Source organism: Synergistaceae bacterium, from assembly GCA_031272035.1.
GTDB lineage: Bacteria > Synergistota > Synergistia > Synergistales > Aminobacteriaceae > JAISSA01.
This window is the reverse complement of the sequence record JAISUO010000106.1, coordinates 1-11,841: the sequence shown is the minus strand read 5'-3', so window position 1 is coordinate 11,841 and position 11,841 is coordinate 1. Positions and strand designations below refer to the sequence as shown.

General features: G+C 53.9%; 12 protein-coding genes and 1 tRNA gene. 9 read left to right on the top strand and 4 right to left on the bottom strand.

Annotated features, from left to right (window positions below; all coding sequences use genetic code 11):
- Window positions 1-264: 264 nt before the first annotated feature.
- The gene (locus LBR61_12505; GenBank protein ID MDR1732902.1) at window positions 265-1,023 is read right to left on the bottom strand and encodes a M48 family metallopeptidase; all 759 of its coding nucleotides are present in this window, start codon (window positions 1,021-1,023) and stop codon (window positions 265-267) included.
- A 230-nt stretch (window positions 1,024-1,253) separates the two neighbouring features.
- Entirely contained in the window at window positions 1,254-2,882 is a 1,629-nt protein-coding gene (locus LBR61_12500; protein MDR1732901.1) for an ATP-binding protein, read from the bottom strand.
- Window positions 2,883-3,071: 189 nt separating this feature from the next.
- Here LBR61_12500 and LBR61_12495 point away from each other — a divergent pair, with 189 nt between their 5' ends.
- The 7 genes from LBR61_12495 to LBR61_12465 all read left to right on the top strand — a co-directional run bounded on the left by LBR61_12495 (window position 3,072) and on the right by LBR61_12465 (window position 8,147).
- Window positions 3,072-3,752, top strand: coding sequence for a MarR family transcriptional regulator (locus LBR61_12495; protein MDR1732900.1), 681 nt, complete (start codon window positions 3,072-3,074; stop codon window positions 3,750-3,752).
- A 47-nt stretch (window positions 3,753-3,799) separates the two neighbouring features.
- The gene (locus LBR61_12490) at window positions 3,800-4,198 is read left to right on the top strand and encodes a secondary thiamine-phosphate synthase enzyme YjbQ (GenBank protein MDR1732899.1); all 399 of its coding nucleotides are present in this window, start codon (window positions 3,800-3,802) and stop codon (window positions 4,196-4,198) included.
- A gap of 270 nt (window positions 4,199-4,468) precedes the next feature.
- Window positions 4,469-5,692 (top strand): alanyl-tRNA editing protein, encoded by a 1,224-nt coding sequence (locus LBR61_12485; GenBank protein ID MDR1732898.1) that lies wholly within the window; start codon window positions 4,469-4,471, stop codon window positions 5,690-5,692.
- Between the two features lie 58 nt (window positions 5,693-5,750).
- On the top strand, window positions 5,751-6,869 hold the full coding sequence (locus LBR61_12480) for a hypothetical protein (protein MDR1732897.1): 1,119 nt from the start codon (window positions 5,751-5,753) through the stop codon (window positions 6,867-6,869).
- Between the two features lie 56 nt (window positions 6,870-6,925).
- Complete coding sequence (locus LBR61_12475; protein MDR1732896.1) at window positions 6,926-7,117, top strand: hypothetical protein; 192 nt, start codon at window positions 6,926-6,928, stop codon at window positions 7,115-7,117.
- Between the two features lie 328 nt (window positions 7,118-7,445).
- A tRNA-Cys gene (locus tag LBR61_12470) sits at window positions 7,446-7,519 on the top strand.
- A gap of 73 nt (window positions 7,520-7,592) precedes the next feature.
- Entirely contained in the window at window positions 7,593-8,147 is a 555-nt protein-coding gene (locus tag LBR61_12465) for a hypothetical protein (GenBank protein ID MDR1732895.1), read from the top strand.
- A 29-nt stretch (window positions 8,148-8,176) separates the two neighbouring features.
- Here the strand turns inward: LBR61_12465 and LBR61_12460 are convergent, their stop codons facing one another.
- Both LBR61_12460 and LBR61_12455 read right to left on the bottom strand, forming a co-directional pair.
- The gene (locus LBR61_12460; GenBank protein ID MDR1732894.1) at window positions 8,177-8,524 is read right to left on the bottom strand and encodes a cupin domain-containing protein; all 348 of its coding nucleotides are present in this window, start codon (window positions 8,522-8,524) and stop codon (window positions 8,177-8,179) included.
- 188 nt (window positions 8,525-8,712) lie between these two features.
- A complete protein-coding gene (locus LBR61_12455; GenBank protein MDR1732893.1) occupies window positions 8,713-8,997 on the bottom strand; it encodes a hypothetical protein in 285 nt (94 codons plus the stop codon).
- A gap of 291 nt (window positions 8,998-9,288) precedes the next feature.
- Between LBR61_12455 and LBR61_12450 the strand changes: the two genes are divergently transcribed.
- The gene (locus LBR61_12450; protein ID MDR1732892.1) at window positions 9,289-10,461 is read left to right on the top strand and encodes an ATP-binding protein; all 1,173 of its coding nucleotides are present in this window, start codon (window positions 9,289-9,291) and stop codon (window positions 10,459-10,461) included.
- Between the two features lie 192 nt (window positions 10,462-10,653).
- Window positions 10,654-11,658 carry a DUF4236 domain-containing protein gene (locus LBR61_12445; GenBank protein ID MDR1732891.1) on the top strand — a complete coding sequence of 335 codons (1,005 nt, stop codon included), beginning with the start codon at window positions 10,654-10,656 and terminating at the stop codon, window positions 11,656-11,658.
- Window positions 11,659-11,841: the final 183 nt, after the last annotated feature.

The following is an 11,841-nucleotide window of genomic DNA, read 5'->3' as shown; positions in this document are numbered from 1 at the left end:
GCCTGATGAAGAAACTAAGCGACTCACGCGGCTCATACTTCACCGGTTCGCTGCTTATAAAGTTAGAATAGCTAAAAGCAGTGATATTCAAACATTAGCTTCTTCATTAACGCTCGGTTGAAAGCAAATTGGTATCATTGCATTTCGCGCTGACGTTTATGCAGGGGAGAAAAGATTTCGCTTCTCCTCCTGCTTCAGTCCAAAAAAAAGAACCCCCTCCTGATCGTGGGGTTCTCTCTTTGGGCTTTGGGGCTTTGGACGAAGTTATTTTTTGAGCTGCTGAGCCCAGTAGTCGGCCTTCTCTTTCAGGCGCTTCATGCGGCGCTCCGTGGGGGGATGGGAGTTGAATCCGCTGGGGGGCGTCACCGCGCCGGCGTCGGCCATGCGTTTGACGGCGTTGTAAAGTCCCATGGAGGAGTAGCCCGCTTTTGCGCACTGTTCCGTGCCGTAATCGTCGGCCTCCACCTCGGCCTCCCGGCTGTAGCCGCTTTTGACCAGTTCCGCGCCGGTTCCAACCGCCAGATCGGCGATGGCGTTTCCTCCCAAAATTTTGCTGAGAATGCTGGCCGCGACTCCAACGCCCACCTGCTGTTTGATGCCTTTTTCCAGGTGCCCCAGGGCGGCGTGGCCGCTTTCGTGTCCCAGAACCCCCGCGATTTCATCCTCCGTTCGAAATATTTTCATCAGTCCACGGTAGACCACGACCATGAAATCTCCCTTGTCATTTTTTGTCATGTAGGCGTTGAGAATGTCCTGATCGTCGTAGACCAGCCAGGCGCTGATTTTCGTCACCTTTCGAAGGCGATCCCAGGCGTTCTGCAGCATCTGGAGGGAAACTCCGGCGGGGTCCGGCATTTTGGCGCCTGCCTTGTACGTCACCTTGTCTCTGACCGGGTTGGCCCCCAGCTCCGTCTCCGCCTGGACGGGCTCCGACAACACGGACAGAGCGACCGTCAGGGCCAGAACGATCACAGGGATCCATTGCCGCGGGCTTTTCAGCCCGACTCCGAAATTTATCCTCATGCACAACCATCCTTCCGGCATCGGAATTTTTGACTTCCGCTCTCCGTCCGATCGAAAGTCTTTCCCATATCCATATAATAAACCTAAAACGGATTCATTGAATAAGTATTTTTGCAAAATTGTGATATTGTCAGAAAAGCCGTCGGCGACGAACCGAAGCAGCTCCTGAACCTTTTGTACATGGGGCAACCGAAAATCTGGACGAAGGATGTGGGTGCGGCTGTTTTCCGTTACATACCCCAGAGGTGAATTTCTTTTCCGCCGTATCGTTCCACCCGGTCAAAAATCTTTTCGTCCCACGCGCGTCCGGAGCGTTCGTCGCAGATGATCAAATGGGCCTCCGAAGCGTTCGTCAGATCGGCGTAACCGAAGGTCTGCTCAAGCCCCTCCGAAAGGACCCGTTTAAAACCCTGAGAGTTCTCCCGGAGGGTTTTCAGCTCCAGCACAATTCTCTGTTCCTCCTGACTCTTTCTCTCGACTCCCGGCGGATGCCGCCAGCGCACCAGCAAATCTACCCGCTTCCGACCCAGCGCGTATTCCCGGTCTATTTGCCCGCCTCCATTGACAATTCTCTGCAGGAACGCCTGGAGCAGCAGTTGAAATCCGGCTTCTTTATAATCGAAACGCTCCAGCCAGCTTTCTGAATTCTCACGGAAAAATTGCTGGAAAGCCGAAAGCAATCCCGGCATATTGAGGGAACCGTCTTCTTTGATTTGCGGCGTCCGCGGGAAGACGCCGGCCAGTTTATCCTGCATAACGCCGGACAGTTGACGCGGAAGAACTTCCCGATAAATTCCGTTGGCGATGACCAAAACTCCTGTCCTGTCGCGACGCAGAAGCCCCAAATCAAGGACGTACTGAATATCGTCCTCCGGAGGGTCCGATTTCCAGTTTTCACCGGCCAGCAAAGATTCCAGCACCCGGCGCACTCTGGGTTCCCGGAGCTTGTCAGCGAGCTGATCCAAATGCGTCGCCCGCTCCAGAATCAAATGGTTCGCCGCCTCTTCTATCACTTTCAGCGTGATTGGACGGGTTCGGTCGCGATTTTCGCGCATTTCCCAGGTTGCCTGATGCGCCAGAGCGTTCACCAGCCAGGGTTGTCCCCAGGTCAGATCCCAGATCTTCGGGTAAATATTTTCCTCGAAAACCTGTCCTGTGGCCGCTGTGTGCTGTCCGTACAGCTCCCGTATATCGTCCTCGGAAAAATTCCCCAGCCTCAAAGACTTCGCTTTGACGTTGAAGCAGCTTCCGCCGGTAATGATGTCTCCACTGGACATGTGGATGCGGTAATCCCGCACGTCCCGTACTCCGCAGAGAATTACGGAAACGGGCGCTCGTCCGGGACGGCTGGCGTATCCATCACGAAGCTGACGCAGCACGGAGACCAGCGTGTCGCCGATCAGCGCGTCAATTTCGTCGATGAACAGAACGAGGGGCTTGTCCAGCTTTTCGCAAAAGCTTTCGAGGGCCGCAACCAGGGCGGCATCCGCTCCTCGTCCCGCTATAAATTCGGCGGGTTCGTTCGGCAGGCGACGCTTTAATAAATGTTCCACAGCGCTTTCCAGACGGGATAAAATCGCCGTCATCCCTCTCTGAACGTCGTTTCTGGCGGTCTGTGCGGCTTCCACGTTAAAGTAAACGCAATAACGCAGCCCTTCATCATTAATTTGCCTCACCATTGCCAAAAGAGAGGTCGTTTTGCCCGTCTGACGGGGCGCGTGCAGGACAAAGTATTTGCGCTGGGTTATCAGGCTGCTGACTTCTTCGTAGTTGATGCGTCGAAGCGGGTCGAGTGTGTAATGGATATCTTCCTGAGCAGGTCCTGCCGTGTTGAAAAATTTCTCACTCTGTTGGTTCATTCCATGTTCACACCCTTCCCGTGATGTCTTCTCAATTATAAACGAGAGCCGTTGGCTCTTTTCTGTATAAATTTTTGTGCGTCACTTACCAGTATTAAACGTCAGGCACTTGACAATATAAACGGTCAGGTACTATACTAATTTTAGTCAGGCGCCTGACATAAATATTTTTTCCGGGAGGGAAAAACAATGGACGAAATCAAGACGACGGTTACACGGCAGCTGCGCCACCTTCAAATGCTCATGCACCGCGCGATGTTTCAGGATTTCAGCGGGAGCGGCCCTTTTCACAGCCCCCACAGAGGGCAGGGGCGAATTCTGGCCCTGCTGAAAATGAAGCCGGAGATCAGTCAAAAAGAACTGACCTATCTCCTCGACATGAGCAAACAGTCCCTCGCGGAACTGCTCGCGAAATTGGAAAAAAACGAGTATATTACACGAGAGCCGTCTGAAGAAGATAAGCGGGTTATGATGGTCAAACTGACCGAGAACGGAGCGAAAGCCGCCGACGACGTGACGGAAAACGAACCGGCGGCGACGGAATTTCTGGACTGTCTCGACGAGGAGGAGTTAAGGCGTTTCAGCGAATATCTTGAGCGTATTATCAAGGGATATGAGGAAAAATTCCCGAACGAGGACTTTGAAGAACGTCGCAGGCTGTTGCTGGAATTCATGTCTCACCACCACCATCCGCACGATTTTGACAGCCACGATCGGCATCATCGCTCGTTCGCCGGACGCCTGCGCGAATTATTCGCCGGCGGGCGCGGGGAAGGCGACCCCCGTGAGCCGGAAAGGAATTTTGGAAATGGCGACGATCTCAGATGGCAGCGCGCGCGCTTCGAGGCCCGGGGCCTCGGCAGGGAGTGACCGGCGCAGCACCGCTGTTTTCTTAAATATACTCGGGAGGCAGGCAAATGAGCGTACATACCTTTACTCTGTCCACAAAACGAGAGGGATTTTATGATATTACGGAAAAAGTCGCAGAGGCCATCGCCAAAAGCGGGGCAGAGGAGGGGCTGTGCCTGGTGTTCTGCCCTCACACCACGGCTGCGATCACCATCAACGAAAACGCCGATCCGGACGTGCCGGCGGACATTCTGAAGGGGCTGGCCGCGGCGTATCCGGACAGCCCCGCGTTCCGGCACGGAGAAGGAAACTCCCCCGCGCACCTGAAATCGACCTGCGTGGGGGCCTCGGTGACGCTGATCATCGAAGGAGGACGCCCTCTGCTGGGAACCTGGCAGGGAGTCTGGTTCTGCGAGTTCGACGGTCCCCGTACCCGTCATTTTCACGTAAAGGTCCTGCAAGGATAAATCCCGACTACCTTCCTCACATCTGAGAGGTTCCCGCAATTTTTCCGAAATGATCTTTTAAACAAAAATTATACGCCGGCCGCGCCCGAACAGAGATCTGTCCCGCGGCCCGGAAGGGTTTTGTCACATCGCCGCTTGAGGCGCTAAAAGCGTATATTTATATTGATTTATACTAACCTTTATGGAGAACCGGATGGTCTGATTCCCCATAATTGTCGTAAAATGAGGAAGATCAGTCAGGGTAAATTTCAGGAAAGCAGGGTGTATTCCGTGAGCGGAGACGCGACGCGACAGACGAAAATACTTGAAATTCTTCCCGCCGAGGGCAAAACGGTTCGGGTCGTTCTGGAGGAAGTTCCGCCGGAAGACCTTTTTCACCCGTCCGGTGGAGGACAGCCCGGCGACACGGGAACGCTCCGGGGACTTCCGGGAGAGGGTGAAACGGCCGTATTCCGGGCCGATGTTCTGGACGCCCGACGGCGGCGCGAGGACGGCGCGACGATTCTCGACCTGAAGGTGACCCGGGGCGTTCCCGAAGTGGGGCTGCCCGTTCTGGCGGAACGGGACGACGCCCGCAACTCCATCCTTTCGCGAATGCACACGGCCCAGCACATTTTTTCCCGCCTTCAGGAAAACGCCTGCGAGGGTTTGGAGACCCTGAAGGTGAATATCGGCGTCGACGAAAGCGTCGTCAGCGTCCATTACGACGGAGAACTGACCTGGGAGGGGCTTTTCGGACTGGAGGACCAGACCCGGGAGGTCATCCGGCAGAACCTGCCGGTGGAGTCCTTTCTGACCTCCCGGGAAGAAGCGGAGCGAATCTCCGAGCTGAAGGCCAAATGGGAGCGCATCCACGACGAGAAAATCCGGGTCGTGAGAATTGCCGGAATCGACGCCACGGCCTGCGCGGGAACCCACGCGGCACGAACCTCAGAGATCGGAGATTTCATGGTGACGGGCTTCAACGGGTCGCCGCCGGACTGGGAGGTTCGCTTTACGGTTCGGACGGAGGCCTTTACCCGGGACGGGCTTCGGGTGCTGCGGCGTCTCCTGCGGGAGATCGGCTGCCCTCTGGATCGGGTGGAGGACGTGTTCCTGCGTCAAAGGGCGGAAAACGCGGCGCTTCGGCAGCTTGCGGACCGAATGCGCTCCTATGTTTCCATCCCCTGGGAGGAGCGGCGGCTCGGGGAACGGCCCCTGTATTTCGCCCTGCTGCCCGGCCTGACCAAAGAGCTGATTTCAGTCCCTGCCCGGCTCTGCGCCGAGGGACATCCCGACGCCCTGTGCCTCGCCCTGCTGCCCGGCCCGCCGGAGGAGCCCTTCCCCTTTATCCTGCTGCGGGGTGCGGAAACCGGCGTTGACCTGACCGGATTTCTCAAACGCTTCCCGGAACTGAAGGCCCGGGGCGGCGGCAAACCGGACTGGCTCAACGGCACGACGACGGAGCGCTCCGTCACGGTCTGGCTCGACTGCCTGAAGCGGTATCTGGAATGAAACCCGATCGGGTCAATACTTTTAACTCAGGACTTTTAACTCAGGGGGTGATCGACGGATGAAAAGGTCGCTTTTCCCTGCGGGGATTTTTGTGCTGACAATACTGTTTTTGAGCTCAGTTTGGGATTCGGCGGCCGCGGCTGCCGCGGGAAAGGGCTCATCTCCCGGGAAGAGCGCCGCGGTCAGCTCCCCCTCCGGAGGGCCTCCGCCGGAGATGCTGTCCGGAGACGCCCTGCCCGACCACTATCTGTCCGGAGAGCCCCTGCCGGATGAGCCTCTGGCGGAAAACGACGAACCGGATTTCGAGGTGGAGGAAACCGCCCTCGACGAGCTGATGAAGCAAATTTTGCGGCGTCCGAAAAAGCCGGTTTTCGAGGCGGATCGCTACGGGCTGAAGGGAAACTACGTGGTGGTTCAGGAAATCAGCGGAAACCTGCGTCCGGGCGTGAACGACAAAGTTCGCCTGGTGGCCCTGCGGAAGGAGGAGGGGGTTTTCGACCGGGAGCTGCTGCTGGAAGTCGCCCCTGCCGAGGGGGACCCCTGGCTGATTCCCCTTTCCGGGGACGTTCGGGGGTACGACTCCACCATCGAGCTGAAAAACTTTACCTCCAAAGTGGCCCCGGAGGTCCTTCTCACCGTCAAAACGGGGCGCAATGAAGGTTCAGGGCGTATGCTGGTCGTCGACGTCTGGCATAAGGAAGTCCTCTACGACTCCAAAAACACGAATCTCCCCATGGTGCAGGGTCGGTTTTTCAACGGCTACCGGGCGGAGGTCTTCGCCACGGACAAAGAGCGTCAGTGGGGGTCCCACATTTTGATCGACCTTTCTCCACGCAAAAAACTCTACGCGAAAAATCGAATCTACGACGAATTTTCCGGTCAGCTTCTCACCCTCGTCCGTGTCCGCAGCGTGGGACACCTGCGCCTGGCTCCCGAAGACGTCGACGGAGACGGAATCTATGAGCTGAAAGGAATCGGAGATCTGCGGGGGGCCGGCCGCTTCGACCGGGTGGCCTACGTGGATTTCACGCTGAAGTTCGTAAACGGGGCATGGGTCCTCCTCGCCTGCCGGATCGTCCCCGTGGAGGACCTGGAGCAAATGCCCTTCCCCGTGAAACTGAGCCGCGTTCCCGCCGGGGCGTTGTTTTGTTTCCGTAATTATTGTACAATAAATTAGGATGACATTATTGTACACAGAATTCGATAATGATAAAGGCCAGGAGGTGAAAGAGAATGCGTATTATCTCATCGAACAGCATTGTCCATATTGAAGGTCAGACGCTTCATAAGGAGCGCGGAGCCAACATCCGACGGGTGAATGTCCAGTATGAGCATGTCCGGGAGCCGGTGATCGTGGGACGCCCCCAGTTGGAGGACTTCAATTCTCTTGTGGTGATTCACGACAAGATGGAGTTTTACAGCTAACCTCAGGCGATTTGTCTTTCGGAAAGCGTCGTCTTCACCCCTTCGAAAAAACAGAGGGTGAAGGCTGCTGTTTTGTGGATTTATAGCGGATGGCGCAATCGTGTACCTAAAAAAAGACGCTCAATACTGGTGCGCGACGAACAGAAATTTATACAGAAAAGCGCCAACGGCTCTAAAAATGAGGGATGTTTTCTCTTGACGAATTCCGAGTAAATGAGTTAAAATTTGGCTCGTTGAAAACAGAGCGTTTGTAAGCGTTTTGGATTCAGGTTTTGTTTTAGATTCAGATCCAGTTGTGTGATCTGTAAGCAGTGGTTTGAGTGTAAAAGGCGGCATAGCCAAGTGGTAAGGCAGAGGACTGCAAATCCTTTATCCCCAGTTCGAATCTGGGTGCCGCCTCCAAATACAGAAATCTGCGTATAAAGATTAGAGCGACAGCTAACGCTAAATTTCCCTTCCACAGGTGGAGTCACAGATGAGAATAAAACGTTGTGGATTTTGGATATTGCCGGTGGTGATATTTTTCGTCCTTGCCTTCGGCGGCTGCGGCGGACACCACAGGGACGACAGCGAGGATTTCCCCGGCATTCCCACGCCGGCTCCGGATCCTTCCGCTTACAGACTCCAGGGGACGTGGATCATGCGGGACGGGACGGGAAGCGCCGTCACCTCCACGGGCGGCGAGGCCCAGCTGAAGGTGCATCAGGGGGTCGTGGCCGTCACAGTTAAAGAAATCAACGACGACGACAGCGTCATTGTGGGGCTCCAGGGCGATTACTCCTGGGATGTCTACTACGGAGGCGTTTTAAGCTACTACGTCCGATTTTACAATGAAAACCCCGTGGCTACGGTCTTTACAAAGACGGGGGAAAATCAATACCGCTACGAATTCTCCAACAGAAATCGCGTGGCGGACATTGCCATTCTGGACGACAACACCCTCTTCATTCAGGAAAACGGGACGACCGTCATCAACGGCCTCGTGAATTCCTACAATATGAAATATTACATGGACAGACAGACGCCCTGAGCCGGGCCTTGCCTGCCCTGTCTGGAGGATCAGCTATCCTTCCAGCCCGTTTCCGCCTTGAAATCCTCTCTTGCGGGGGTGAAGGCGTCGATGGCCACGGTATCCTCCAAAGCGATTCCTCCATGAGTCTCGTTCGGGGCGAACACGGCGAAGCTGCCGCCTTTCAGAAGGACCGTTTTTCCGTCTTCCGTTTCAAAACGCATGGCCCCGCTGACCAGATAGGAAATTTGTTCGTGGGAGTGGCTGTGCGAGGCCAAAATCGTGTCTTTTTTGACGGTCCAGACCGTGAGCGTCAGATTTTCGCCGTGAACGAAGGTTCCCACCGAGCCGGGTCTTTTGTCGAACTTCGGAAGCGCATCGGTTTCGTACGTTTTCAACTTTTTTCACCTTCCCACTGTATATTTTTCGAAACGCCTATTTTATCCGCTTATTTTACCAAATTATCAAATTGTCGGACTTCTGCAACGGGATGCCCTGACGAAGAAACTCCCCTTTTTTAGTACACGATTACACAATCCGTTATAAAATAAACAGGATGATGCACTTGATGTCAGTCGGGTAAACGTCAAACAATGAGGTACGAGACCGCAGGATGGGAAAGGAGGCGTGTGATGAACCTTCTCAACAGGAAAAAATTTGCTGCAGTAGACAAACAACCCTTCGGTGAGCGGAATTCAGGGGGCTTCCTGCTGAGATGCTTCATTGTCGTTTTAAAAACAGTGTTGAAGTGTCTTACGGGCTTGATCATATTTATCGCCACGGTGATCTGGTCCCTTACAGGGTCCCTTATAAAAGTCATTTCTGTACTGGTTTTAGCCTCCGGAGCGGCTTTGTTCGTCTCTCTGCTCAATCCCGCCCCCGCGACCATTGCGTTTTTTGCCGTCCTGCTTTGGGGTCTTTCAAAAATGTAACGCAGAATACGAGTTCTCCGCAGTAGTCGCTTTGGATGCGCACAGCCGCTGATTCCGCCATTATTATAGCTTCGCTGTCAGATTTTTTGTAATACACCGGCAAAGAATCAAAACATCCAAGAAGCACATGTCTATGCAAATTCGAGGTTTAATTTCGGATTTGCATAGAATATAATTGTGGACGAAAATTCGTGCGAGAAGCAGCGCGTCAGAAGACAGGAGGGTGCGCCTTGTATGTTCAACGCAGACTGGAAAAAGAGATTCGCGAATCGCTCCGATACTTTCCGGTAACGGCGATCACAGGACCGCGCCAGTGCGGAAAGTCCACGCTGGCCAAACGTCTCATGGAAGAAGCGGGCAACGGCCTTTATCTGGATTTGGAGCGCCCTTCCGACCTGGCCAAATTCAATGAACCGGAGCTGTTTCTTTCGACCGTCCGGGACAGGCTCATTTGTATCGATGAAATCCAGCGCAGGCCGGAACTGTTTCCACTGATCCGCAGCCTCGTGGACGAATGGGGGCGACCCGGGGCTTTCCTGATTCTGGGTTCGGCATCGCGGGATCTGCTGCGCCAGTCGTCGGAAAGCCTTGCCGGAAGGATCGCTTACCACAGGCTGACACCGTTTTTGTGGGAAGAAATCCGTAAATACCGTCCAAATGGCGGCTTTTCTGACATTACATTGGATCGGTATTTGACTGTCGGGGCGTTTCCGGCCAGTCTGCTTCTGGAGAATGACTCAATGTCCTTCCTGTGGCGGGAAAATTTTATTCTCACCTTTCTGGAACGCGACTTGCCCCAGTGGACCGGCGCGTCCCCGGATTCCATCCGCCGTCTCTGGCGGATGCTGGCTCACGTCAGCGGACAGACCGCAAATTACACCGCGCTGGCCTCCTCTCTTGGGGTCAGCGACCAGACTCTGCGCGGTTACGTTGACCTCCTGTCGAGTACCTATATGGTGGAGTCCATTCCTCCGTACCATTCCAACCTCGGCAAACGGATGAGAAAAGCGCCGAAAATTTACGTGGCCGACTCGGGGCTGACCTGCGCTCTCCTGGGGCTGCGCTCTTACGAAGATCTCCTGGGACATCCCGGCTTCGGCGCGCTTTGGGAGCAAGTCGTCCTGTCCAACCTGCGCGGAACCTTCCCCGGCGCTGAAATTTGCCACTATCGATCGGCCGGCGGCGCGGAAATCGACTTCGTTGTGAGCCTTGGGCACAAAGTGTTCGCGGTGGAATGCAAGGCGTCACTGAATCCGATCCTGACTAAAGGAACCCATTGCGCTCTCGATGACATCAAACCTCAGCGCGCTTTTGTCGTTTCGCCCGTCAGCGAAGGATGGCCGCTGGCCGAAGGCATCGACGTGCTCCCTCTGGACAAACTATCCGCCGCGCTGAAGACGTGATTAATCTGGACGGGGACACAATCTACGATTAATACCCGGACGGCGTGTGAACGGCGGAAATTTGCTATAATCATGGCAGGGAAAGGGAACGCTCTGCTGACAGCAGACCCATGCAGGAACAGGAGCTCAACGCGCAGAACCACGAGAAAACTCAATAGTCACATTTGAAAATCTCGAAAGGTTGTATACGACATGGGAATAAGATTCAGAAAATCAATCAGGTTACTCCCAGGTGTACGCTTGAACGTCGGATTACGGGGTTCCAGCCTGACAATAGGCCCGCGAGGCACGTCCTTAAATATCAGTCAAAAGGGCATCGCTGCCAATGTGGGAATTCCTGGAACGGGCCTCAGCTTTCGTGAACAATTGTTTAAAACGTCTTCCGGCAGAAAGAACAGGATTTCAGAGTCTGATCTTATCGAATTGAATGAGATATTGAACATTCACCTTCACACTCCCGCGCCTGATGCCCCGTGGCAGCCCGATTTCAGCGATGGACAACTGACTCCGCCGGTCAAACCGAGTTTCACCGGCAACACTGGCTGTTCCATTGTTCTTGTACTGCTTCTTTTTGTATTCCCTCTTATACCTCTTGTTTTGTCTTTTAAAGTGAATAACTGGCTTAAAGCCAACAAGCAATATGACGCCGAAATGGAACAATACAAGGCTGCAAAAAAAATACAGGATGAAAAGTGGGAAAAATTTAATGCTCTGATGAGTAATCCAGTTAAAAACGCTGAAGATATACTCACTTTGGCAATGGAAAATCTGGATTGGCCGAAGGAAACGCTCGTCGCTTACGAAGTCGATAAAGAAAATGAGGAAGAAAGCGTTGCCAGGTTTGACGTGGATTTACCGGAAATTGAGGATATGCCTGATGATGTCTCAAATAAGGCAATGCGCCTGAATTATGTAAGGCATATTTTTGGAATAGGTTTTCGCATCATCGGCGAAGCATTCAGAGCACTTCCATTTTTAAGAAACGTTGTGCTTTCCGGATATTCACAGCGTGTGGACAGCGCCACCGGCAACACCACAGACGAATATTTGTACAGTGTTCGAGTGCCTCGTGAAAGATGGGAAAGGATTAACTTCAACAACCTCGAAAACGTCGATCCCCTTGTGGCTTTGAATGCGTTTGAAATGCGATGTGACATGACAAAAACTGGTATAATGCACGCCATAGAGCCATTTTAACAGAGATAAAACAGGTTATTTGAATTAACACTCCGGCTTTATTCATTGTTGGAGAAGTACGTCAATAATTTACCTGCAGGATCGCAGAACGAGAGAGGCGGCAGAGACGATGAAACGTTCAGGACAGGAAAAATCTGTTGAGCTCAATCCCGGCTCAATAGAAGAGGTGTGCTTCGACGAGCG

Excerpts from the sequence above, each read along its gene's own strand:
- LBR61_12505 (MDR1732902.1), bottom strand. The coding sequence starts at position 1,023 with ATGAGGATAAATTTCGGAGTCGGGCTGAAAAGCCCGCGGCAATGGATC.
- LBR61_12475 (MDR1732896.1), top strand. The coding sequence starts at position 6,926 with ATGCGTATTATCTCATCGAACAGCATTGTCCATATTGAAGGTCAGACG.
- LBR61_12500 (MDR1732901.1), bottom strand. The coding sequence starts at position 2,882 with ATGAACCAACAGAGTGAGAAATTTTTCAACACGGCAGGACCTGCTCAG.
- LBR61_12445 (MDR1732891.1), top strand. The coding sequence starts at position 10,654 with ATGGGAATAAGATTCAGAAAATCAATCAGGTTACTCCCAGGTGTACGC.
- LBR61_12495 (MDR1732900.1), top strand. The coding sequence starts at position 3,072 with ATGGACGAAATCAAGACGACGGTTACACGGCAGCTGCGCCACCTTCAA.
- LBR61_12490 (MDR1732899.1), top strand. The coding sequence starts at position 3,800 with ATGAGCGTACATACCTTTACTCTGTCCACAAAACGAGAGGGATTTTAT.
- LBR61_12465 (MDR1732895.1), top strand. The coding sequence starts at position 7,593 with ATGAGAATAAAACGTTGTGGATTTTGGATATTGCCGGTGGTGATATTT.
- LBR61_12480 (MDR1732897.1), top strand. The coding sequence starts at position 5,751 with ATGAAAAGGTCGCTTTTCCCTGCGGGGATTTTTGTGCTGACAATACTG.